This is a genomic window from Pseudomonas sp. TMB3-21, assembly GCF_054898145.1.
In genome coordinates this window covers 271,242-293,509 of the sequence record NZ_CM142718.1, presented here as the reverse complement: position 1 = coordinate 293,509, position 22,268 = coordinate 271,242, and the positions used below count along the sequence as shown (strand labels likewise).

Annotated in this window: 18 protein-coding genes and 2 tRNA genes; 7 read left to right on the top strand and 13 right to left on the bottom strand. The window is 59.0% G+C overall.

The window, feature by feature from the left end:
- Nucleotides 1-74: 74 nt before the first annotated feature.
- On the bottom strand, nt 75-1,412 hold the full coding sequence (gene rimO / locus ACYZTS_RS01515; RefSeq protein WP_461993507.1) for a 30S ribosomal protein S12 methylthiotransferase RimO: 1,338 nt from the start codon (nt 1,410-1,412) through the stop codon (nt 75-77).
- A gap of 288 nt (nt 1,413-1,700) precedes the next feature.
- Here rimO and ACYZTS_RS01510 point away from each other — a divergent pair, with 288 nt between their 5' ends.
- The 3 genes from ACYZTS_RS01510 to ACYZTS_RS01500 all read left to right on the top strand — a co-directional run bounded on the left by ACYZTS_RS01510 (nt 1,701) and on the right by ACYZTS_RS01500 (nt 4,366).
- Nucleotides 1,701-3,602 carry a potassium transporter Kup gene (locus ACYZTS_RS01510; RefSeq protein WP_461993505.1) on the top strand — a complete coding sequence of 634 codons (1,902 nt, stop codon included), beginning with the start codon at nt 1,701-1,703 and terminating at the stop codon, nt 3,600-3,602.
- Between the two features lie 174 nt (nt 3,603-3,776).
- Nucleotides 3,777-4,067, top strand: a complete 291-nt coding sequence (locus tag ACYZTS_RS01505; RefSeq protein WP_461993503.1) for a type II toxin-antitoxin system Phd/YefM family antitoxin — start codon at nt 3,777-3,779, stop codon at nt 4,065-4,067.
- 11 nt (nt 4,068-4,078) lie between these two features.
- Nucleotides 4,079-4,366, top strand: a complete 288-nt coding sequence (locus ACYZTS_RS01500; protein ID WP_461993501.1) for a type II toxin-antitoxin system RelE family toxin — start codon at nt 4,079-4,081, stop codon at nt 4,364-4,366.
- 54 nt (nt 4,367-4,420) lie between these two features.
- On the opposite strand, the gene ACYZTS_RS01495 is transcribed toward ACYZTS_RS01500, so the two are convergent.
- From ACYZTS_RS01495 to ACYZTS_RS01480, 4 genes are all read right to left on the bottom strand, one after another.
- Nucleotides 4,421-5,710 carry a virulence factor family protein gene (locus ACYZTS_RS01495; RefSeq protein ID WP_461993499.1) on the bottom strand — a complete coding sequence of 430 codons (1,290 nt, stop codon included), beginning with the start codon at nt 5,708-5,710 and terminating at the stop codon, nt 4,421-4,423.
- Nucleotides 5,710-8,352 carry a bifunctional lysylphosphatidylglycerol flippase/synthetase MprF gene (gene mprF / locus ACYZTS_RS01490; protein ID WP_461993497.1) on the bottom strand — a complete coding sequence of 881 codons (2,643 nt, stop codon included), beginning with the start codon at nt 8,350-8,352 and terminating at the stop codon, nt 5,710-5,712. Before mprF ends, ACYZTS_RS01495 begins: the two co-directional genes overlap by 1 nt.
- A gap of 276 nt (nt 8,353-8,628) precedes the next feature.
- Nucleotides 8,629-8,705, bottom strand: a tRNA-Met gene (locus ACYZTS_RS01485).
- Between the two features lie 216 nt (nt 8,706-8,921).
- A tRNA-Met gene (locus ACYZTS_RS01480) sits at nt 8,922-8,998 on the bottom strand.
- A gap of 300 nt (nt 8,999-9,298) precedes the next feature.
- On the opposite strand from ACYZTS_RS01480, the gene dinB reads away from it, so the two are divergent.
- Entirely contained in the window at nt 9,299-10,360 is a 1,062-nt protein-coding gene (gene dinB / locus ACYZTS_RS01475) for a DNA polymerase IV (protein ID WP_028622504.1), read from the top strand.
- A 94-nt stretch (nt 10,361-10,454) separates the two neighbouring features.
- Here the strand turns inward: dinB and ACYZTS_RS01470 are convergent, their stop codons facing one another.
- The 4 genes from ACYZTS_RS01470 to ACYZTS_RS01455 form a co-directional block, all read right to left on the bottom strand.
- The gene (locus ACYZTS_RS01470; RefSeq protein WP_461993495.1) at nt 10,455-11,408 is read right to left on the bottom strand and encodes a hypothetical protein; all 954 of its coding nucleotides are present in this window, start codon (nt 11,406-11,408) and stop codon (nt 10,455-10,457) included.
- Nucleotides 11,409-11,425: 17 nt separating this feature from the next.
- Complete coding sequence (locus ACYZTS_RS01465; RefSeq protein ID WP_461993493.1) at nt 11,426-13,141, bottom strand: proline--tRNA ligase; 1,716 nt, start codon at nt 13,139-13,141, stop codon at nt 11,426-11,428.
- A gap of 142 nt (nt 13,142-13,283) precedes the next feature.
- The gene (locus ACYZTS_RS01460) at nt 13,284-14,843 is read right to left on the bottom strand and encodes an AmpG family muropeptide MFS transporter (RefSeq protein WP_461993491.1); all 1,560 of its coding nucleotides are present in this window, start codon (nt 14,841-14,843) and stop codon (nt 13,284-13,286) included.
- A 43-nt stretch (nt 14,844-14,886) separates the two neighbouring features.
- Nucleotides 14,887-15,240: an MGMT family protein gene (locus ACYZTS_RS01455; protein ID WP_028622500.1), complete on the bottom strand. Its 354-nt coding sequence runs from the start codon at nt 15,238-15,240 to the stop codon at nt 14,887-14,889.
- A gap of 161 nt (nt 15,241-15,401) precedes the next feature.
- Here ACYZTS_RS01455 and ACYZTS_RS01450 point away from each other — a divergent pair, with 161 nt between their 5' ends.
- A complete protein-coding gene (locus tag ACYZTS_RS01450) occupies nt 15,402-16,409 on the top strand; it encodes a DUF481 domain-containing protein (RefSeq protein WP_028622499.1) in 1,008 nt (335 codons plus the stop codon).
- Nucleotides 16,410-16,589: 180 nt separating this feature from the next.
- Here ACYZTS_RS01450 and ACYZTS_RS01445 read toward each other — a convergent pair whose 3' ends face one another.
- On the bottom strand, nt 16,590-16,799 hold the full coding sequence (locus ACYZTS_RS01445; protein WP_002554837.1) for a cold-shock protein: 210 nt from the start codon (nt 16,797-16,799) through the stop codon (nt 16,590-16,592).
- Nucleotides 16,800-17,153: 354 nt separating this feature from the next.
- Here ACYZTS_RS01445 and dcd point away from each other — a divergent pair, with 354 nt between their 5' ends.
- Both dcd and ACYZTS_RS01435 read left to right on the top strand, forming a co-directional pair.
- The gene (dcd, locus tag ACYZTS_RS01440; protein WP_028622498.1) at nt 17,154-17,720 is read left to right on the top strand and encodes a dCTP deaminase; all 567 of its coding nucleotides are present in this window, start codon (nt 17,154-17,156) and stop codon (nt 17,718-17,720) included.
- A gap of 106 nt (nt 17,721-17,826) precedes the next feature.
- Nucleotides 17,827-18,036 carry a hypothetical protein gene (locus tag ACYZTS_RS01435; protein WP_081832498.1) on the top strand — a complete coding sequence of 70 codons (210 nt, stop codon included), beginning with the start codon at nt 17,827-17,829 and terminating at the stop codon, nt 18,034-18,036.
- A gap of 142 nt (nt 18,037-18,178) precedes the next feature.
- Here the strand turns inward: ACYZTS_RS01435 and pdeM are convergent, their stop codons facing one another.
- From pdeM to ACYZTS_RS01420, 3 genes are all read right to left on the bottom strand, one after another.
- The gene (gene pdeM, locus ACYZTS_RS01430) at nt 18,179-18,835 is read right to left on the bottom strand and encodes a ligase-associated DNA damage response endonuclease PdeM (RefSeq protein WP_461993488.1); all 657 of its coding nucleotides are present in this window, start codon (nt 18,833-18,835) and stop codon (nt 18,179-18,181) included.
- On the bottom strand, nt 18,835-21,321 hold the full coding sequence (locus tag ACYZTS_RS01425; protein WP_461993486.1) for a ligase-associated DNA damage response DEXH box helicase: 2,487 nt from the start codon (nt 21,319-21,321) through the stop codon (nt 18,835-18,837). Before ACYZTS_RS01425 ends, pdeM begins: the two co-directional genes overlap by 1 nt.
- A gap of 170 nt (nt 21,322-21,491) precedes the next feature.
- The gene (locus ACYZTS_RS01420; protein WP_461993484.1) at nt 21,492-22,256 is read right to left on the bottom strand and encodes an ABC transporter ATP-binding protein; all 765 of its coding nucleotides are present in this window, start codon (nt 22,254-22,256) and stop codon (nt 21,492-21,494) included.
- Nucleotides 22,257-22,268 lie beyond the last annotated feature (12 nt).

Here is a 22,268-nt window from a genome sequence, read left to right as displayed (position 1 = left end):
TTTCACCCTCAAACGATAGACCTAAAAAAGCCCCGCATCTCGCCAGGAGAGCAGGGCTTTCATATTTTTTGCGTTTAGATCTGTTCAGCCCACAGGTCGTATTCGTCAGCGTCGGTCACTTTGCACCAGACTTTATCGCCCGGTTTCAGGTTGCTGCCGTTATCGATGAACACGTTGCCGTCGATTTCCGGGGCATCGAAGAAGCAGCGGCCGACCGCGCCTTGCTCGTCGACTTCATCGACCAGCACTTCGATTTCACGGCCGACGCGCATTTGCAGGCGTGCCGAGCTGATCGCTTGCTGGTGCGCCATGAAGCGGTCCCAGCGATCTTGCTTGACGTCGTCCGGTACGATGTCCAGGTCCAGCAGATTGGCCGGCGCGCCTTCAACCGGCGAGTACTGGAAGCAGCCGACGCGGTCGAGCTGGGCTTCGGTCAGCCAGTTCAGCAGGTACTGGAAATCTTCTTCGGTTTCGCCGGGGAAGCCGACGATGAAGGTCGACCGGATGATCAGGTCCGGGCAGATCTCGCGCCAGTTCTTGATGCGCGCCAGGGTCTTGTCTTCAAACGCCGGGCGTTTCATCGCCTTGAGGACTTTCGGGCTGGCGTGCTGGAACGGGATATCCAGATACGGCAGGATTTTCCCGGCAGCCATCAGCGGAATCAGCTCGTCGACGTGCGGGTACGGGTAAACGTAGTGCAGGCGCACCCACACGCCGAGCGTGCTTAATGCTTCGCACAGTTCGGTCATGCGGGTTTTCACCGGCATGCCGTTCCAGAAACCGGTGCGGTATTTCACGTCGACGCCGTAAGCGCTGGTGTCTTGCGAAATCACCAGCAGCTCTTTGACGCCGGCCTTGACCAGGCGCTGGGCCTCGTCGAGCACGTCGCCGACCGGACGGCTGACCAGTTTGCCGCGCATCGAGGGGATGATGCAGAAGCTGCAGCTGTGGTTGCAGCCTTCGGAAATCTTCAGGTAGGCGTAGTGACGCGGGGTCAGCTTGATCCCTTGCGGCGGCACCAGATCGATCAGCGGGTTGTGATCCTGACGCGGCGGCACGGCGTCATGCACGGCGTTGACCACTTGCTCGTACTGCTGCGGACCGGTCACGGACAGCACGCTTGGGTGAATCTTGCGAATGTTGCCTTCTTCCACACCCATGCAGCCGGTGACGATGACCTTGCCGTTTTCCTTGATCGCTTCGCCAATCACTTCCAGCGACTCGGCCTTGGCCGAATCGATGAAACCGCAGGTGTTGACCACCACGACGTCGGCGTCCTGGTAAGTGGACACGACGTCATAGCCTTCCATGCGCAGCTGGGTAAGGATGCGCTCGGAGTCGACCAGTGCTTTGGGGCAACCCAGGGATACGAAGCCAACCTTTGGATTGGCCGGCGCGGGAGCTGTGGACATGTCTAACCTCGGTATTTGTGACGCCTGATGCCGAGGGCGGCAAGGCGGCTGACGGGCACTTGGCATGCCTCTGATCAAAAAGTGCGCAATTCTAGCGATGAGGCGCGCACTTGACCAGCTTTATGCAGGGAAATACGACGAGTGCTGCGCTATGCTTCGCGGTTTTGAGCTTTATCGATTTTTCGCAGTCAACAAAACGTCTGTAACAGCAAGTAAAACAGCGCATGCTGCGCAGCAAAGCATAGTGCTTCTTCCGAAGAAGTCCGGTCTGGGTATCAGGAGTGTGGGATGGGTCAGGCAAGTAGTCAGACGGCGGGCGCGGAACATTCGGCGGCGAAGCCGATCGGCATGTTGGTCGCAGCGGTCGGGGTAGTTTATGGCGACATCGGCACAAGCCCGCTGTACACCCTCAAGGAAGTGTTTTCCGGAGGTTACGGCGTGCCCGTCAACCATGATGGCGTGCTGGGGATTCTGGCGCTGATTTTCTGGTCGCTGATCTGGGTGGTCTCGATCAAATACATGATGTTCGTGCTGCGCGCCGACAACCAAGGCGAGGGTGGCATCATGGCCTTGACCGCGCTGGCACGGCGCGCAGCGGCGGGCCATGCCAGGTTGCGCAGCCTTCTGGTGGTTTGCGGTCTGATCGGCGCGGCGCTGTTTTACGGCGACAGCATGATCACCCCGGCGATTTCTGTGCTGTCGGCGGTAGAGGGCCTGGGTTTGGCGTTCGAGGGCATCGACCATTGGGTGGTGCCATTGTCGCTGATCGTGCTGGTCGCGCTGTTTTTGATTCAGCGCCACGGCACTGCGCGAATCGGCATCCTGTTCGGACCGATCATGGTCACCTGGTTTTTGGTGCTGGGCGCGCTGGGGGTCTACGGCATCCAGCAACACCCGGAAGTATTGCAAGCGATGAACCCGGTCTGGGCCGTGCGCTTTTTTGTCGTGCATCCAGGCATGGGCGTGGCGATCCTTGGCGCCGTGGTGCTGGCATTGACCGGCGCCGAGGCACTGTACGCCGACATGGGACACTTCGGCCGCAAGCCGATTGCCCGCGCCTGGTTCATCCTCGTGTTGCCGGCGCTGATGCTGAATTACTTCGGGCAGGGCGCACTGCTGCTCGGCGACCCGGAAGCGGCGCGCAACCCGTTCTATCTGCTGGCGCCAAGCTGGGCGCTGATTCCATTGGTCGGCCTGTCGACCATGGCCACAGTGATTGCCTCGCAAGCGGTGATCTCCGGTGCGTTTTCCCTGACGCGTCAGGCGATCCAGCTCGGCTACATTCCGCGCATGCACATCCAGCACACTTCCAGCGCCGAACAGGGCCAGATCTACATCGGTGCGGTGAACTGGTCGCTGATGGTCGGCGTGATCCTGCTGGTGCTGGGCTTCGAGTCCTCCGGCGCGCTGGCCTCGGCGTACGGCGTGGCCGTGACCGGCACCATGCTGATGACCACCATCCTGGTGTCGGCGGTGATTCTGCTGCTGTGGAAATGGCCACCCATTCTCGCGGTCCCACTGTTGCTCGGTTTCCTGCTGGTGGACGGTCTGTACTTCGCCGCCAACGTGCCGAAAATCATTCAGGGCGGCGCGTTCCCGGTGATCGCCGGTATCGCACTGTTCGTCCTGATGACCACCTGGAAACGCGGCAAACAGTTGCTGGTCGAGCGCATGGACGAAGGTGGGCTGCCGCTGCCGATTTTCATCAGCAGTATCGCCGTGCAACCGCCGCACCGCGTTCAGGGTACCGCCGTGTTCCTCACTGCGCGCCCGGACGCTGTGCCCCACGCGTTGCTGCACAACCTATTGCATAACCAGGTGTTGCACGAACAAGTGGTGCTGCTGACGGTGGTATACGAAGACATCCCGCGCGTACCGCCGACCCGTCGCTTCGAGGTCGAGTCCCACGGTGAAGGCTTCTTCCGGGTGATCCTGCACTTCGGCTTCGTCGACGAGCCGGATGTGCCGCAAGCGCTGACATTGTGTCACCTGAGCGACCTCGATTTCAGCCCGATGCGTACCACCTACTTCCTCAGCCGCGAAACGGTCATCGCCTCCAAACTCGAGGGCATGGCCCGCTGGCGCGAGGCGTTGTTCGCGTTCATGTTGAAGAATGCCAATGGCAATTTGCGTTTCTTCAATCTGCCGCTGAATCGGGTGATTGAGTTGGGGACGCAGGTGGAGATGTAAGGCTGCGGCATCAAAAAGCCCCCATTGCCGTGAAGGTGGTGGGGGCTTTTTTGTGCGCGGGCGTTGACAGGCGGTCGCTCATGCTCGGCTGGTGGTTGCTGAATGTCTAATTCAACGCGATACTTTGCGTAGAACTCTGTGTTCTATTTTGCATTTCTATGTAGAGAGGTGAGTATGACGGCATTACTAGAGCGTGCTGACCAAGCGATATCTGTAACAGCGATGGTCAGGGGCTTCAGCGCGAGGCTTAAGGAGATTTCCAGTCGCGCCACTGAGCGATTGGTCATTTTCAAAGACAATCAACCAGCAGCCGTGATTCTGAATGTCGACGCCTATCAGGAAATGCTCGACGAGCTGGATGACCTTAGGATTGAAGTCGCCGCTCGGGAACGCTTGACCGGTTTTGATGAGGCTCGGGCAGTCAGCCATGACGATATGCGGGCACGGTACGCCAGGAAAGACTAAAGGAGCTGCGGATGGTTTGGGGCGTGATCTATCACCCGGATGTTCAGAAGGATCTGGATCTACTGGGAGCTGTTGCGGCAAATCGCATTCTGGATGTGATCGAAGAGCGGATTATCAACGGTGAGCCAGGCAAGAGCGGTAAACCACTGAGAGCGAGCCTCGCAGGTTGTAGACGAATTCGAACTGGCGACACGCGGATTGTTTATCGAGTTAACGGGAAGGCGATCCAGGTATTGATTGTTGCGGTCGGTGCTCGACGTGACGCAGAGGTTTATGACGCCGCAGAGCGTCGATTGTAAGCAAAAGCCCTCGTTGCCTTCACGGTAGCGGGGGCTTTTTGTTTGCGGCTCAGATCACTCTTGAGCGACTTTGCCCTGCCGCTTCTCGATCACATCCACCAACCGCTTGGCCAGCGCCGGGTAGTTCTCGTCGAAGTGATGACCGCCCGGCAGCTTGATTGCTTCGCCCACAGCCGTCTTGTCGGTGCAGCCGCTTTCATCGGTTTCCTCTTCGCCGTAGATACACACCACTTTCACAGCAGGCAATTTGGCCATTGCCGGGCCGGTGGCGGCTTCTTTGCCGGCGTTGCCGAGCCAGCCCTGAACTTCAATTTCGAAGCTGCCGGTGCGGGCGAAGGCGAGCAGGATGATGGCGTCGATGCGCTGCTGCTCTGCCGTTTCCAGACGGTTGTAGATCGCCGGAAGGACATCGGCGCCGAAGGAGTAGCCAGTCAGGATGAAGCGTTTGGCGCCCCATTTTTGCCGGTAGTGCTGCATCAACTCGGTCAGGTCCAGCGCGCTTTGCTCGGGGCTCTTGTGCTGCCAGTAGTAGCGCAGGGTGTCGATGCCGACGACTGAATAGCCGATCTTGGCCATTTCACCTGCGACGTCTTTATCGAGATCCCGCCAGCCGCCGTCACCGGAGAGGAACAGGGTGACGGTGTCCTTGGGCTGACCCGCCGGCACTTCCACGACCGGGATCTGCAAGCCGCCAGCGGCCTCGTCACCACCGACGAGAAGCTTGCGCAGTTCATTGTTCAGCACCTGCGACAGATTGATGTCGTAGTCGCTGATGCTGGTTTCGGCATTCGGTTGGTCGCGTACGAAACCGGCGCTGGTGTCGTCCGGGTTGTCATTCCAGGCAACCAGCCAGTGGCCATGGGTCGCGCTTTTAGGCAGCAAGTGGGTGCAGCCGGGTTTTTCCAGGGCCAGGTCGACCGAGACAGCCTGAGCCTTGTTGTCCTTTTGCTCGGACAACCAGCGCCAGGCCAGCACAGCGCCCGGGCCGATACCACTGACCAGCGTCGCCGGGCTGTTCAGCGCTCGCAGACCGGTTTGCAGGGCACGACTTTGCAGTAGGCAGTCTGTCGGCAGGATGACCTGGACGATCTGCGCCGAGCCTGAGCGGCTCAGCGTCATCAATTGTTTGTCGCTGAGCTTCTGCTCGGCACTCACTGCCACCAGCACTTGCGCGCGCGGTGTGTTTCCGGGGATGACGCGGGTCATGGCAGGGCCGTCGGCCGCGGTCAGCGTTTCGAGTGTCGGTTCGGGTGCAGGGCGGTTCATGTACCAGTAAGTACCACCGACAATCAGGGCCAGCATCACCAGCGTGGCCAATACATAGCGCAAGGAGCGTCGAATCATCAGCGTTTCACCAATCCAGTCAGGCCGCCGGCAATCAGGGCGGCAGTGTCGGCCAGCGCAACCAGCGGATCGAGTCCGGCGGGTACGGCCATATAACGGGGTTCCCAGTCTGGCTGGAACTTGTCTTTGAAGCGGCGCAAGCCCTGGAAGTTGTAGAGCTGCTCACCACGGCGGAACACCATCGAGCCCAGGCGCTGAGTCAGTGGTGCGCCACGCCGGGGCTGCAACCCCGACAGCGGCACCATGCCCAGGCTGAAGCGTGCGTAGCCATGACTCTTATAATGTTGAAGCAGGCCGACCATCATGAATTCCATGGTCAGCTTGGGGGCTTGCGGGTGTGCGCGCATCAGGTCAAGGCTGGCCAGATCGTGACTGTAGGTCTCAAGCAGGTTGGCGAACGCCACCGGACGCCCTTCGAAGCGAATCACCGCGATGCGGAAATGTTTGAGGTAGGCGTCGCTGAAGCGGCCGAGCGAGAAGCCCTTCTCGCGCACATTCTTGCCGGTGAGCCAGGCATCGGAAATCACCCTGAGCTCATCCATCGGCGCTTGCCCGGGTTCATGGATCTCCAGCGACAGGCCGTCGCGAGTGCCACGATTCCAGGTGTACCGAAGGTCTTTCATCTCTTTGCCTTTGGCTTCGAGATCAAAACGCAGCAAATCGACCCGTGCCTCTTCGCCGAGTTTGATCGCCGTGAGACCGATGTCCATGTAGTAAGGGAGGTTCTCGGCGCGCACTTGATAGAACACGGGACGGGCGTGGTGCAGGTCGCACAGGTCACGGAACTGCCAGATCATTTCTGCGCGTTGCAGGCCGGGACCGATCGGATCGTATAAGGCCACCAGGCTGCGCCCCCGCCGCGCATACATCAGAAAGGCTTCGTCGTTGGGATGAAACAGTAGCGCCTTGTCACCGGCCAGGGCCAGGCCACCATCCGGTTGCGCAGAAGCCATCAGGATTTTTGCCGCCCGATCCAGTTCATCCGGTGTCGGCAGGTGGATGACCGGGCGTGCAGTGCGCAGCAGCCAGGTCAGCGAGACCACCAGCAACAGCACGGCCGCTCCCAGTAGCGAGCGCAAACCGCGCGGCGCATCGGCGTCCAGGGTGAACTGCCACCACAACTGATGGCTGTAAGGAACATCTTGATACGCAAACAGCAACAGCCAGATCGATGCCCCGATGACGCACAGGCTCGACACCAGATACAGCGGCGAAAAAGGCAGTTCAGTCAGGCGGCTGGGGCGATAGAACGAGCGCCGAAAAACGCCCAGCAAACTCGCCGTCAGCGTCATCAGGCAGGCTTCTTCCCAGTCAAAACCTTTGAGCAGGGAGAGCAGGGCGCCGACCAGCAGCAAAATGGTGGTTAGCATCCACGCGGCCGACAAGCGTCGGCGCAAGCCCTGAGCCAGTAGCAAGCACAGCACACCGACCAGACTGGCGCCGAAGTGCGAAGCGTCGACCAGTCGATGCGGGATTAGAAATCCGATGTGTTCCAGGCGGGTGTCTATCTCCGGAGTCACACCGGAAAACAACAGCACCACACCGGACAGGAACACCAGCAACGCAAGGATCGGCGCGGCCATACCGGACGCTGCGCGAAGGCTTTGACGTGTCTGGAACAGACGCTGGCCTTCGTTGATCAGCAGCAGCAAACAGGCGACCAGCAGCGGCAGCACCACATAAATCAGCCGATAGAGCAGAAGCGCAGCAGCAAGCGGAGCGGCGCCAAGCTTATCGGCGAAGGCGGCCAGCAGAATGGCTTCGAAGACGCCCACTCCACCGGGCACATGGCTGAGTACGCCCGCGGCCAGGGCCAGCAGGTACACCAACAGGAATGCGCCGAACGGTGGCGCTTCCGGCAGCAACAAATAAAGCACGGTCGCAGCGGCTGCAACATCGAGAGCGGTAATGATCAGTTGCAGCAAGGTCAGGCGGCGACCTGGAAGACGCAAGGTGCGGCGCCCGGCCTTGACCAGCAGATTGTCCGGGTAAGGCTGCTCCGGCAGGCGACGACGGTAGATACCGATGGCCAAGGCAGCGAACAGCGCCAGCACAGCGGCAGCGACTGTCCCTAGCAGTGTTTGCGAAAAACCCAGCGCAGCGGAAGCGGCGGGAAGGCTGCTCAGTGTTGCCAGTGCCGCCAGCGGGGGCAGGGCGCAACCGAGCGAGAGGCTGGCAAACACCGTCATGTGCGCGACTTCCGACGCTCCCAGGCCATGACGTGCGTATAGACGGTAACGAACCGAGCCACCTGACAGCATCGAAAGCCCGATGGCATTGCCGATCGCGTAGGCGGTGAACCCGCCCAGCGCGAGAGTGCGCGGTGCCAGTGTCACGCGGGCATAGCGGCTGGCCGACCATTCGTATCCGAGCAGGATGATGAAACCGACAACAGTCGCCGCTATTGCACCGACCAACGCCGGTTTGGGTACGTTGAGAATCGAGTCGTGCAGCGCGTACAAATCGAGTTCGCTGAGCAAATGACGACAGGCAATCAGCGCGATAGCGAATAACAGCAGCGTGACCGCCAGGCCGATGGGCTGACGGTATTTGCTGACACGATCGAGCAAGCGCAAACGCTCGGCTTTGATCGGTTGTGTCGCGGTGACGGAGTCATGTGAATCAGACGAGTTGGCGCGCATCAATCACCTCTTGGATCGTGCGCGACAGAATGGGGGTATCCAGCCAAGTTACCAATCCCTGCAAGAAAAAATAATTCAAAATATTACGCTGCTCGCTGTCTATCGGCGATGGCGATGAAGCCTCGAGCGGGTGTCTTGTACAGGTATCAGCGTAGTTTCTGCTTGGAAAATTGCTCCCCAGGGCAGTGTGTCGAAGCGTGACATGTCATTGTTGCGGAACGACATTTTCAGCGGACACAAAAAAGGCCACTCTTTCGAGTAGCCTTTTTTGATGTTTGGTTGCGGGAGCCGGATTTGAACCGACGACCTTCGGGTTATGAGCCCGACGAGCTACCAGACTGCTCCATCCCGCGTCTGTGTGGCGGCATTCTACAGACCAGCGGCGAGGTGTCAACCGCTAATACTTAATAAGCGTCAATTACTTACGTATCGCGTCAAACGGTCGCAGGGGAGGGGGCAGTTTGGAATACTGCTAATTCTTGCGGGCAAGGTGGGATCTTCGAACAAGCCTTCTACAAAACAGGCGCGCACAAAAAAGGCCACTCTTTCGAGTAGCCTTTTTTGATGTTTGGTTGCGGGAGCCGGATTTGAACCGACGACCTTCGGGTTATGAGCCCGACGAGCTACCAGACTGCTCCATCCCGCGTCTGTGTGTCGGCATTCTACAGAGGATCGCCGGGCTGTCAACCTACGATTTAGATAAAACTGTTCAGGTTCAAGCGCTTAGCAAAAATTCATTCTGGGGCGGCCGGGCTCAAAGGCGCGTATGGCAAGGGCTGCAGCTCTATTAGCCTGTGCGTGTCGATTGAGAAAATAAATTCATCGGTTACGCTTCCTACGCAGTACAAAGAAGATTCGCAGTACTGGTGCTATATACAGGTGTCAGTGAGATACTGCGCAGCCTACGCACTTTAACTCCGTTTCCGCCTGATGAATGCTGCTTGATATGACACAGCGAAAAATCATTCACGTCGACTGCGACTGCTTTTATGCGGCCATCGAAATGCGTGACGACCCTCAGTTGGCCGGGAAACCGCTGGCGGTGGGCGGCTCGGCGGATCGCCGGGGGGTTATCGCTACCTGTAACTATGAAGCGCGGGCCTATGGCGTCCGTTCTGCGATGTCTTCGGGGCACGCGTTAAAACTGTGCCCGGACCTGACCATCGTCAAGCCGCGCATGGACGCATACAGAGAAGCATCGAAGGAAATCCACACGATCTTCCGCGATTACACCGAGTTGATCGAACCGCTCTCCCTTGATGAGGCTTACCTCGATGTTTCCGACAGTGCGCATTTCGGCGGCAGCGCCACGCGCATCGCTCAGGAGATCCGACGGCGCGTGTCCAACCAGTTGCACATCACCGTTTCAGCTGGCGTCGCGCCGAACAAATTTCTCGCCAAGATCGCCAGCGACTGGAAGAAGCCCAACGGCCTGTTCGTCATCACGCCCGATCAGGTCGAGGATTTCGTCAGCGGTCTGCCAGTCAGCAAGCTGCACGGCGTCGGCAAAGTCACCGCGGACAAACTGAGCAGGCTCGGCATCGTCGACTGCTCGCATCTGCGTGAGTGGAACAAGCTGGCGCTGGTGCGTGAATTCGGCAGCTTTGGCGAAAGACTCTGGAGTCTGGCCCGTGGGATCGATGACCGGCTGGTGCATAACGACAGCCGTCGGCAGTCCATCAGTGTCGAAAACACTTACGACGTCGATTTGCCGGATCTGGTCAGTTGCCTGGATAAATTGCCGGAGCTACTGGAAACCCTGGCGGGGCGAATGGCGCGCATCGATAGCAGCTACCGGCCGGGCAAGCCGTTCGTCAAAGTGAAATTTCACGACTTTACCCAGACCACGCTGGAGCAGGCCGGGGCAGGGCGGGATCTGGGGAGTTACCAGCTGCTGTTGACTCAGGCATTCAATCGCGGCGGGAAACCGGTGCGGTTGCTCGGGGTCGGGGTGAGGCTGGAGGATTTGCGCGGCGGGTTTGAGCAGATGGAGTTGTTTGAGCGGTGACAGCCAGAAACAAAAGATCGCAGCCTGCGGCAGCTCCTACGGGGAAACGCATTCCGATGTAGGAGTTGCCGCAGGCTGCGATCTTTTACAAATGTTAATTCGGACCCGGATCCGCGACCAATCGTCCAGCATCTTTGGTCAATGACTTCAGAAACTCGGTCTGCAACTCAGGATCATTGCGGGTCAGCTCGATGAGGCTCTGCTCCAGCTCGCTGGCTTCTTCCTCCAGGCCCAACTCCGACAGACGTTTGACCCGGTGCACCCATTGGCTCACTTCGTCATCTTCAAGATCGTCGTAAATCAGTCCGTGTGCCTCGACCAATTTGCCGCGCAGCGTACTGCTCAATGCCAGAGTGGAGTCGGAATGCACATCGTCCTGGCTGTCGGTGACGATGATCTGCAGTTTGCCCAGATGATTGAGATCATGTTCGGCAAACGGGGTGTCCAGCAGATTGATGCGCAGGACGCCATTCTTGTCCGTGGTCAGCTCGAACGTTTCCTTGCCGGCTTTGACCTCAACCGGGCGCTCGCTCCATGGCAGGCTCGAGTACTCAGTGCGCGTTTCGAGCTGCATTTCGTCGATGCCAGCCAGGTTCTGCTGCGCGCGGCCGTTGGACTGCGCGTTCATGAACGGGTTGAGCCCGGCGAAACCGTAACTGAACCATTCGCGGGTCACGCTATCCGGAAGGTTGCCGAGGGCGAACACGTTGACCACGTTGGCGCCAACGCCACCCAGCACCGCCACTGCGCCCAGCGGGATCTCGTAGACTTCACGCCAGGGTTGGTATGGGGTGTAACGGTCGTAGTGGCGAGTGACTTCGAACTCGGTGACCTCGAACGTTTTCTGCTCGTGGATTTTGACCCGACGTTGCGGCAGCTCAAGCACCTTGGGCTCGCCGACGTCAATCTGCAGGCTGTGGTTGAGCAATTTTCGCTCGACGCGTGCCTCGTGTTCGCTGCGTTGCGACATCTGATTGGCGCAGCCGCTGACCAGCAGGGTGCCGCACAAGGCGGCACCACCGAGGCCTAAGGTGTTTCGCTTGAACATGACGTCTCTATCTGGTGTCAGCGGCGGATACGGGCCTGGAGGAAGGACAGCACGTCGGCAACCGCCAGCGCTTGCGCTTCAGGTTCGGTGCGGCTCTTGTATTCCAGGTTGCCTTCGGCGAGGCCGCGGTCACTGACCACGATCCGGTGAGGGATGCCGATCAGTTCCATGTCGGCGAACTTGATGCCCGGGCTGGTTTTCTTGTCGCGATCGTCCAGCAGCACTTCGAAGCCGGCGGCAGTCAATTCTGCGTAGAGCTTGTCGGTGGCTTCGCGAACCTGTTCGGTTTCGTAGCGCAGCGGCACCAATGCGATCTGGAACGGCGCGAGGGTGTCGCTCCAGATAATCCCGTTGGCGTCGTTGTTCTGCTCGATGGCAGCAGCCACCACGCGGGAAACGCCGATGCCGTAGCAGCCCATTTGCAGGGTGACCGGCTTGCCGTTCTCGCCCAGCACTTCGCACTTCATCGCTTTGCTGTATTTGTTGCCCAGCTGGAACACGTGGCCGACTTCGATGCCACGTTTGATTTCCAGCGTGCCTTTGCCGTCCGGGCTCGGATCGCCGGCCACAACGTTACGCAGGTCGGCAACGGTAGGCACTGGCAAGTCGCGCTCCCAGTTGACGCCGAAGTAGTGCTTGTCGTCGATGTTGGCGCCGATGCCGAAGTCGCTCATCAGCTCGACCGAGCGGTCGATGATGATCGGCAGGGGCAGGTTCAGCGGGCCAAGAGAGCCGGCGCCGGCACCGATGGCGTCGCGCAGTTCCGCTTCGGATGCCATGACCAGCGGGCTGGCGACGCCTGGCTGGTTGGCCGCCTTGATTTCGTTCAGCTCGTGGTCGCCACGAATGATCAGCGCAATCAGCTTGCCTGCTTCTTCAGCGTGAACCACGAGGGTCTTGATGGTTTTTTCGATCGGCAGGTTGAAGCCTTCAACCAGTTGCGCGATGGTCTTGGCATTAGGCGTGTCGACCAGACGCAATTCCTCGGCCGCAGCGGCGCGAGAAGTTTCGCGGGGCACGGCTTCGGCTTTTTCGATATTGGCGGCGTAGTCGGAACCGTTGCTGAAGACGATGTCGTCTTCACCGGATTCAGCCAGCACGTGAAATTCGTGGGAGCCGGCGCCGCCAATCGAGCCGTTGTCGGCTTCGACCGGACGGAAATTCAGGCCCAGACGCGTAAAGATGTTGCAGTACGCCTGGTGCATGCGGTCGTAGGTGATCTGCAACGAAGCCTGGTCCGCATGGAACGAGTAGGCGTCCTTCATGATGAATTCACGGCCGCGCATCAAACCGAAGCGTGGGCGGATTTCGTCACGGAATTTGGTCTGGATCTGATACAGGTTGATCGGCAGCTGTTTATAGCTGCTCAACTCGTTGCGCATCAGGTCGGTGATCACTTCTTCGTGGGTCGGGCCGGCGCAGAAATCGCGACCGTGACGATCCTTGAAGCGCAGCAACTCAGGGCCGTATTCTTCCCAGCGACCGGATTCCTGCCACAGCTCGGCCGGCTGGGTGCTCGGCATCAACACTTCGAGAGAACCGGCGGCGTTCATTTCTTCACGAACGATGGCTTCGACCTTGCGCATTACCCGCAAGCCCATCGGCAGCCAGGTGTACAGGCCCGAGGCGAGTTTGCGGATCATGCCGGCGCGCAGCATCAACTGATGGCTGATGACGACCGCGTCCGAAGGTGTTTCTTTCTGTGTGGCGAGCAAAAATTGACTGGTGCGCATGGTTGGCCGTTGTCGGTTGCTGATGACGAGAAATGACGGAGCATTGTACGGGCGAGATCTGCTGGCGTACAGGCGCGCGGTCGACGGTGTGGCGGCAGGGCGGGAATCTCCGCGCCCTTCGAATTCTTACGGGTTCAAGCGCCTACGATTCTTCCACAACCTGGGTTGGCGTTGCTTCAGGCTTGGGCGTCAGGCGCTCGCGACGATTCTCCTGATACCAGTGCAGGGCGATCAGTACCAGCGTCGGAACTCCCAGCAGCGCAGTAATCAGGAAAAAATTGTGGTAACCGTATTTTTCCACCATGACCCCTGAGTAGCCGCCGATCAAACGCGGCAACAGGAGCATGATCGAACTGAGCAAGGCGTATTGAGTCGCGGAGAACTTGAGGTTGGTCAGGCTCGACAGGTAAGCGACGAAGGCCGACGTCGCCAGTCCGGAACTGAAGTTGTCTAGGGAAATGGTACCGATCAACATGTTCAGGTTGGCGCCCATGTCGGCGAGCATCAGGAACAGCAAATTGGTGCCGGCCGACGTGACACCGCCGATGAACAGGATCGGCAGAATACCGAAGCGCACGATCAGCAGGCCGCCCATGCCCGCGCCCACCAGCGTCATGATCAGGCCGAAGATTTTGCTGACACTGGCGATCTGATCCTTGGTGAAACCCTGGTCGATGTAAAACACGTTGGCCATCACGCCCATGACCGTGTCCGACATCCGATAGGTAGCGATCAGCCCGAGCAGCAGCAGCGCTTGCCAGCGATAACGCAGGATGAAGTCATTGATCGGCGTGAGCACCGGCGCCAGGCCGCGGCGGCCGACCGCGGACAGGCACACGGCAGTCAGCGTGATGTAGAGAATCGCCCGCAGGAAGGCGCGGTCTTCGAGCAGCAGGTCCAGCAGGCTCATGTCGCCGAACAGCACGCTCGCAAAGTCGGTGTTGTAGAGCTGGGTAAACATGGCCGGTACGGAGACCAGCAATACGATCAGGACGAACACCGAGGCCAGTTGATGGACAAAGCTGTAGCGTCCGGCTTGCAGCTGCGTGCGCAGCGGCACCGGTGGTTCGCGCATGAAAAAAGAGGTCAGCAGCGCTGGAATCATTAATGCGCCGAAGAGGATATAGGTGCCGGCCCATGCCGAATGCTTATAGTTGAAACCCGTGGAGCCAAAGCCTTCGGCGAAGAACAGCGCGCCGGCGGTGGCCAGCAGTGCGGCAATTCGGTAACCGGACATGTAGCTGGCGGCGAGTGCGGCTTGTCGGCTGTCGTCGGCGATTTCCAGGCGATAGGCGTCAACTGCGATGTCTTGCGTTGCCGACGCGAAGGCAACGACCACAGCGATAGCGATCAGCCAGGAAAGATGTTTTTGCGGGTCGCAGAAACCCATCCCGATCAGGCCGAGTATCACCAGCGCCTGTGAAAGCACCAGCCAGGAACGTCGACGGCCGAGCTTGCCCAGCAATGGCAGGCGCCATTGGTCAAGCAGTGGCGACCAGACCCATTTAAAGGCATAGGCCAGACCGATCAGGCTCGCATAGCCAATGGTTTCGCGAGCCACGCCGGCTTCACGCAGCCAGACCGAAAGTGTCGAGAACACCAGCATGTAGGGCAGGCCGGCAGCGAAACCGAGCAACAACAGCACAAGTGTCGAAGGGCTGGCATAGGCGGCGAGCGCGGCGCGCCAGGTTTTACGGGGCATGGGCTGAAGTCTGCCTCAAGGTTGCGGAAACAAAGCGCGCACTCTAACCGCTGTGCTCTACCGGGCGCCAGCCATGACGCTGAATATCAACACGATTATTCAGGATACTGACACCTTCGGAGCGCAATCTCGCCCGTTGTTCATCGCCTGAAGGGCTGCCCAGTGGCAGGCTGATCCGACCGCCGGCCCCGAGTACCCGGTGCCAGGGCAGCTTGCTGTCGCCGGGAAGCTGACTGAGTGTGCGGCCAACCCAGCGAGCGGCGCGGCCCAATCCGGCAAGCTCGGCGAGTTGGCCATAACTCACGACTTTGCCTTCGGGCACCTGGGCCAAAGTGAGGTATAGCGCCGCGCGTCGGATTTGCGCGGCGCTTTCGTTTTCAGCGGTGGGATCGTTCACGGGCTGGGCCTTGGGTTGTTCGCATTACCGTTTGTAGAGTAATCCCCAAATACGGGGATGAGAAAGGAACTCAATAGAATTAGTTGAGTCAGTGCATGCTAGGGTCTTATTCCTCCGGATAATTCCGACTTTTTTTCGCAATCTTGAGCCTGTATTTGCTTATGGTGTCCAGAACTCTGCTGTGCCTCGCTGTCCTCAGCGCTTCCACTCCTTTGCTCGCTGATACCGTCTGGTTGAAGAACGGTGACAAGTTGAGCGGCAAGATCACCTTGTTCGACGGCGGCAAACTCCTGATCCAGACCGAATACGCCGGCGCCGTGCCGATCGACTGGAAGCAGGTCAAAACGCTGGAGAGTGATCAGGAATTGCTGGTCAAGCAGGATGCCTACACCGGCGAGAAGGCCAAGTCGCTGCAAGCGGCAGACGATGGCAAGGTGACGCTGGAAAACGGCGATGCACCGAAGACTGTCGAGTTGGCGAGTATCCAGCAGATCCTCAAGCCCAAACCGGTGGTCGAAGACCTGGTGTGGAAGGGCAATGTCGACATGGCGCTGGATTATGAGCGAGCCGAGAAAGACACCGACGATTACGATATCGACTTCAAGACTTCTGCCCGTCATGGCAAATGGCGGCACACCGCGGAAGGCGAGTACAACCGCGAATTCCAGGATGACGTGGTTACCACTGATAACTGGCGCGGCGAATACTCGCTCGACCGCTTCCTGACCGAAAAATGGTTCTGGCAAGGTCGCGCCGTCTATAAGCGCGACAAGGTTGAAGACCTGGCCCGCCAGCGCACCGTCGGTACCGGTCCGGGTTACCAGTTCTGGGATGACGAGTTGGGCGCATTTTCTCTGGGCTCGCTGCTCAATCGCACGGATTACGAGTACGCGGACGGCGGCAAAGAGAACTTCTACTCCTTGGCCATGAAGTGGGACTACAACCGTTACCTGATTGGCAAGCAGGTTGAGTTCTTCACCAACGGCGAGGTGGGCAAGCCGCTGTCGGGCGTGGCGGATTACGCGCTGGATGCCGAGGTCGGCCTGCGCTACAAGGTCACCGAGTGGGCATCGCTTAACCTGAAGGCCGAGCGAGACGTCATCAGCGGCACCAATGATGCTGATCTGGAGAAGACCCGTTACACCGCTGGGTTTGGTGTGGCCTGGTAAGCAGGTAAGGCTTTATAGCTGTTAGATCAAAAGATCGCAGCCTTCGGCAGCTCCTACAGGACGAATATGCCTGGTAGGAGCTGCCGAAGGCTGCGATCTTTTTTTGTGCCTGGCAAAAACCTGCAGGCACAAAAAAGCCCCGCTTTTGAGGGCGGGGCCTTTTACTAAAGCAAGTACAAGTTAGATAACTTGAACTTCTTCAGCTTGCATGCCTTTCTGACCGCGGGTAGCGATGAAAGAGACCTGTTGGCCTTCTTTCAGGCTTTTGAAGCCGTCGGATTGGATGGCTTTGAAGTGAACGAACAGGTCGTCACCGGATTGTGGAGTGATGAAGCCGAAGCCTTTTTCATCGTTGAACCACTTAACGGTACCAGTTTGGCGATTAGACATGGTGTAACTCCTTGAACAAAGATAACTGCGACGCAGGAAGAACCCTGGCCGAGACTGAGTGCAAAGAGCATGAAAAATTCTTGTAGATGGTTGGATCGAAATTCAACATATCGTGTAGAGATTCTCTGTGACACAAGCAGTTCAGTGGCGCCACCTTAACCCTTTTTCCGGAGTGTGCCAATGCTTCTTGCGAAGGTTTCTCTGATTTCGTGACTGGCGGTGCTTCGTATTGGCGCCAAGTCCCGGAATTTACGGGGGATCGACGAGAATGCTGCCGCAGAACTTTGAACCGGCCGCGCGCCCCGGTAAGATGCCGGACAGATATTTTCACCTTCGCTATTCAGGACACCCGCCATGAGCATCAAATCGGACAAGTGGATTCGCCGCATGGCGCAAGAGCACGGCATGATCGAACCTTTCGTTGAACGCCAGGTGCGTGGCGAAGGCGCCGAGCGAGTGATTTCCTACGGTGTATCGAGCTACGGCTACGATGTGCGCTGCGCTGATGAATTCAAAGTGTTCACCAACATCAATTCGGCGACCGTCGATCCGAAGAACTTCGACGAAAAAAGCTTCGTCGACGTAAAGAGCGACGTCTGCATCATCCCGCCCAACTCGTTCGCTCTGGCGCGCACCGTGGAGTTTTTCCGCATCCCGCGCAACGTTCTGACCATCTGCCTGGGTAAAAGTACCTACGCGCGTTGCGGCATCATCGTCAACGTGACGCCGCTTGAACCGGAGTGGGAAGGCCACGTCACTCTGGAGTTCTCCAACACCACCACATTGCCGGCGAAGATCTATGCCAATGAAGGTGTCGCACAGATGCTGTTCTTTGAATCCGACGAAGAGTGCGAAGTCTCCTATAAGGACCGTGGCGGCAAGTATCAGGGTCAACGCGGCGTCACTTTGCCCCGCACTTGATCGGATCTTCCGACGGGGCTTGGGAATTCTTCTGCGCGGAAACACTCTATTGGGTGTACTGCCCGGTTAGCGCACAGCTAACCGGGCCAATGCTCAGGAGTGCTTTATGAAGATCGACCCGCGAATAAGTGCCGAACTGGCAAGGCTTGAGCCCAATCAGGTTGGCGTCATGGCCTGGTCCTTGTTGGCACATCCACCACTCAGCATGGCAGGGGGCATTCCCGGCCAGCCTGATCCTGATACCCCAAATGAACAACCGAGTGAACCGGGCGTACCTACCCTTCCGGACGAGCCGCCACCGGCGCCGGTTGCCTGACAGATTTGTCATACCGCCGGTCGCATGACCGGCGGATTTCTGTAGGAGCAAGCTTGCTCGCGATTGCGTTGTATCAGTCACTAGGTTGCTGACCGATTTACCGCATTCGCGAGCAATCTTCGCTCCTACAGGATGCTGAACTTCAACTGACCGGCCATATCTGGTTATCCCCGATCACGAAAATCCTGCAGCTCTCATCCCGCTCGACCTGATATCCACCTGTAAACGCCCCAAACGCAGGCAGTAGGCTGATCTTCCCGCCAAACTTGAAACATGCCAATCGCAGACTCTGTCGCCCGCGTCCATGCAACCGGTAAACGGGATGCACGTGCCCAGCCAAAACGTGGCGACTTGGGTGCGTGTCAGGCTCGTGCTGCAGCGCGAACGGTCCCAACAGCAGCGGCTCCGGCACCACGCGAATGTTCAGGGAAGCGGGTGGGTCGCCGGCGCGTTTGTCATGGTTGCCGCGAATCAGCGTCATCGGCAGGTCACGATGCTGCTCTCGCCACTCGGCCAGAGCGGCCAGTGTGGCTTTCGCGTGAGATCCGGGGCCGTGCAGGAAGTCCCCGAGGAAAATCAGCTGGCGGCAGGGCAGAGTGCTCAGGAGCGTGTTCAGCACAGCGATATTGCTCGCAGTCGTGCCTTGAGGCACCGGTTGGCCAAGACTTCTATAAGCAGCGGCCTTGCCGAAATGCACATCGGCGATCAGCAACGCCTCCTGCTCTGGCCAGTAGATGGCTTTTTCCGGGAGCAACCAAAGCTCTTCACCCGCCAGCTTTATTGGATACGGCGTGCTCATCAATCCTTCCCTGTTTCGGCAGTTTTCTCGAGATCGCTGACCATGCGCCTGATGCGGTCGGCGAGTTTTTCCGAACTCATGCTTTCGCGCATGCGCTCGACCAACAGCGGAAACCCCAAGGGGGTAGGACGTTTGATGAGGTGCAAGTCCATTTTCAATGTGTTGAGCCGCTCCAGTGTCTGCTCCAGGCGATGAATATCCAGTTCTTCTCGCAGGACTTCTTCCCCGGCCTGCGCCAGCAGAAGATTGCCTGCGTCGTACTGTTTGAACACCTGAAAAAACAACCCGCTCGACGCCTGAACCTGGCGCGTACTTTTCGGCGCGCCCGGGTAGCCGGCGAACACCAGCCCGGCGATGCGCGCAATTTCGCGAAAACGTCGCAAGGCAAGTTCGCCGGCGTTCAAGCTGGCGAGTACATCCCTCAACAGAAATTCGGGACTCAACAACTCTGCATTCAAATGTTCGGACCAATCGATGTACGTAGCGCTGAGCAATTCCAGACCGTAATCGTTGACCGCAATGGAAAACGTCACCGCCACGCGCTGACTCACCCGCCAGGCCAACAAACTCGCCAGGCCTAAATGCACCTGGCGACCGGCGAAGGGGTAGAGAAACAAATGCCAGCCTTCGCGAGACTTCAGTGCTTCGGCCAGCAGGCTGTTTTCGGTCGGTAATCCTGACCACTGTTGTTGTACTTCAAGCAGGGGGCGCAGAGCGCGCATTTCCGGACCCATGAATTCGCCCCGCGCGGCTGCACCGAAGCGTACGACCACGGCATGGGCGAGCTCGTTGGATAAGGGCATGCGTCCGCCATTCCAGCGCGGCACGGCGGCTTTCTTCGCGGTGCTGCGTTTGACGTACGCCGTCATGTTTTCCACCCGCACCAATTCCAGCAAGCGACCGGCAAACAAAAAGCCGTCACCCGGTTTAAGTCGCGCGATAAACCCTTCCTCGACGCTGCCCAGCTGTTTACCGCCGCCACCCTTGCTCCAGAACTTCAAGTTGATACTTGCGTCGCTGACGATGGTGCCCACGCTCATGCGATGACGTCGGGCCAGTCGCGCATCAGGTACGCGCCAGACGCCGTGCTCGTCCGGCTCGACCCGGCGATAATCCGGATACGCTGTCAGCGAAAGCCCGCCGTGACGTACGAACGCCAGCGCCCAGAGCCAGTCCTCAGGCGTGAGATCACGGTAAGCCCAGGCGCCACGCACTTCTTCATACAAATCATCGGGCAAAAAACCACCGCCCAGGGCCATGCTGACCAAATGCTGAACCAACACGTCCAACGGTTTGTGCGGTGAGGCGCGCGGCTCGATGCGTCGTTGCGCGACGGCGTCTTGCGCGGCAACAGCTTCAATCAACTCCAGGCTGTGGGTCGGCACCAGCGTCACCCGCGATACCCGTCCCGGTGCGTGACCGGAACGCCCGGCCCTTTGCATCAACCGCGCCACGCCTTTGGCGGAGCCAATTTGCAGAACACGTTCCACCGGCAGGAAATCCACCCCAAGGTCCAGGCTCGAGGTGCACACGACAGCCTTGAGCTGACCGTCCTTGAGTGCGCGTTCGACCCAGTCGCGGGTCTCGCGCGAAAGCGACCCATGGTGCAAGGCAATGATGCCTGCCCAGTCCGGGCGAGCGTCGAGCAAGGCCTGATACCAGATCTCGGACTGCGCACGGGTGTTGGTAAACACCAGGCAACTGGGGCTGGAGTCCACCTCGGCGACCACTTGCGGCAGCATCTTCAAACCGATATGTCCCGCCCAGGGAAACCGCTCGGTAGCCGGCGGCAATAAGGTGTCGACGCGCAGATCCTTGCTCGACTTCCCCTGCACGCTGATCCCGCCACCCTGCGGGATCAGCACCTGTTCGGCGTGAGCCTGATTACCCAACGTCGCGGAAACACCCCAGACGATCAGTTCCGGGTTCCATCGACGTAAGCGCGCCAGCGCCAGCTGCAATTGCACGCCGCGTTTGTTGCCAAGCAATTCATGCCATTCATCGACCACTATCATGCGCAGGGTCGATAACACGGTGTGCGCGTCAGCGCGGGCGAGCATCAGGGTGAGGCTTTCGGGTGTGGTGATCAGTGTGGTGGGCGCGCGACGGCTTTGCCGGGCACGCTCACTGCTGCTGGTGTCGCCGGTACGCACGCCGACGCTCCACGGGATCTGTAAATCAAGTAGTGGCGCTTCGAGTGCGCGTGCAGTATCTGCGGCGAGGGCGCGCATGGGGGTTATCCACAGCACCGTCAGCGGTTCGGCGACCGCTTTGCGTTTGTGTGGTTTTTCAACGGGAGGAGTCAGGCGCGCGAAGCGATTGAGCGCTGCGAACCACACTGCATAGGTTTTACCGGCGCCGGTGCTGGCATGCAGCAAACCGGACTGACCGTTTTTGACAGCTGACCACACCTGTTTCTGAAAGGCGAAAGGCTGCCAGCCACGAGCGCTGAACCATTGTTTTGCGAAGTTGGGGGTTTTTCCCATGCCGGCCGTGTGCGCTCTGAAAGTGTTCTTTCAGTGACCACGGCGAGCCATGAAAGGTTTAAAGACTAATGCGATCCTGTAGGAGCCGGCTTGCTGGCGAAGCTGTGTCAGTCACCGACTATGTGTCTGAACCATCTTCGCCAGCAAGCCGGCTCCTACAGGTGTGGTATTTACTTAAGGTTGCCGCTGAGGAATTGCTGCAAGCGTTCGCTTTTCGGATTACCCAGCACGTCTTCCGGCGCGCCTTCTTCTTCGACCAGTCCCTGGTGCAGAAACAGCACCTGACTCGACACCTTGCGTGCAAAGCTCATTTCGTGGGTGACCATGATCATCGTCCGGCCTTCTTCTGCCAGGCCCTGAATCACCTTAAGCACTTCGCCGACCAGCTCTGGATCAAGCGCCGAAGTCGGTTCGTCGAACAGCATGACTTCCGGTTCCATCGCCAGTGCGCGGGCGATCGCCACGCGCTGCTGCTGACCGCCGGACAGAAACGCCGGGTACTGATCCGCCACGCGAGACGCCAGGCCAACCTTGTCGAGATAGCGTCTGGCGCGGTCTTCAGCTTCTTTTTTGTCACAGCCCAGTACGCGGCGAGGGGCCATGGTGATGTTTTCCAGCACCGTCATGTGGCTCCATAAATTGAAGTGCTGGAACACCATTGCCAGGCGTGTGCGGATGCGCTGCAACTCGTCGGCATCAGCCACATGAATGCCGTGGCGATCCTTGACCATGCGGATGTCTTTGCCATCCAGGCTCATGGTGCCTTCGTTGGGTTGTTCGAGAAAATTGATGCAGCGCAGGAAGGTACTCTTGCCGGAACCGCTGGCGCCGATCAGGCTGATCACGTCGCCGGTGTTGGCCTTGAGCGAAACGCCTTTGAGCACATGGTGGTCGCCATAGCTCTTGTGCAGGCCTTCGATGGTCAGTTTGTACATGGGACGTGCATC

Excerpts from the sequence above, each read along its gene's own strand:
- rimO (WP_461993507.1), bottom strand. The coding sequence starts at position 1,412 with ATGTCCACAGCTCCCGCGCCGGCCAATCCAAAGGTTGGCTTCGTATCC.
- ACYZTS_RS01510 (WP_461993505.1), top strand. The coding sequence starts at position 1,701 with ATGGGTCAGGCAAGTAGTCAGACGGCGGGCGCGGAACATTCGGCGGCG.
- ACYZTS_RS01505 (WP_461993503.1), top strand. The coding sequence starts at position 3,777 with ATGACGGCATTACTAGAGCGTGCTGACCAAGCGATATCTGTAACAGCG.
- ACYZTS_RS01500 (WP_461993501.1), top strand. The coding sequence starts at position 4,079 with ATGGTTTGGGGCGTGATCTATCACCCGGATGTTCAGAAGGATCTGGAT.
- ACYZTS_RS01495 (WP_461993499.1), bottom strand. The coding sequence starts at position 5,710 with ATGATTCGACGCTCCTTGCGCTATGTATTGGCCACGCTGGTGATGCTG.
- mprF (WP_461993497.1), bottom strand. The coding sequence starts at position 8,352 with ATGCGCGCCAACTCGTCTGATTCACATGACTCCGTCACCGCGACACAA.
- dinB (WP_028622504.1), top strand. The coding sequence starts at position 9,299 with ATGACACAGCGAAAAATCATTCACGTCGACTGCGACTGCTTTTATGCG.
- ACYZTS_RS01470 (WP_461993495.1), bottom strand. The coding sequence starts at position 11,408 with ATGTTCAAGCGAAACACCTTAGGCCTCGGTGGTGCCGCCTTGTGCGGC.
- ACYZTS_RS01465 (WP_461993493.1), bottom strand. The coding sequence starts at position 13,141 with ATGCGCACCAGTCAATTTTTGCTCGCCACACAGAAAGAAACACCTTCG.
- ACYZTS_RS01460 (WP_461993491.1), bottom strand. The coding sequence starts at position 14,843 with ATGCCCCGTAAAACCTGGCGCGCCGCGCTCGCCGCCTATGCCAGCCCT.
- ACYZTS_RS01450 (WP_028622499.1), top strand. The coding sequence starts at position 15,402 with ATGGTGTCCAGAACTCTGCTGTGCCTCGCTGTCCTCAGCGCTTCCACT.
- ACYZTS_RS01445 (WP_002554837.1), bottom strand. The coding sequence starts at position 16,799 with ATGTCTAATCGCCAAACTGGTACCGTTAAGTGGTTCAACGATGAAAAA.
- dcd (WP_028622498.1), top strand. The coding sequence starts at position 17,154 with ATGAGCATCAAATCGGACAAGTGGATTCGCCGCATGGCGCAAGAGCAC.
- ACYZTS_RS01435 (WP_081832498.1), top strand. The coding sequence starts at position 17,827 with ATGAAGATCGACCCGCGAATAAGTGCCGAACTGGCAAGGCTTGAGCCC.
- pdeM (WP_461993488.1), bottom strand. The coding sequence starts at position 18,835 with ATGAGCACGCCGTATCCAATAAAGCTGGCGGGTGAAGAGCTTTGGTTG.
- ACYZTS_RS01425 (WP_461993486.1), bottom strand. The coding sequence starts at position 21,321 with ATGGGAAAAACCCCCAACTTCGCAAAACAATGGTTCAGCGCTCGTGGC.
- ACYZTS_RS01420 (WP_461993484.1), bottom strand. The coding sequence starts at position 22,256 with ATGTACAAACTGACCATCGAAGGCCTGCACAAGAGCTATGGCGACCAC.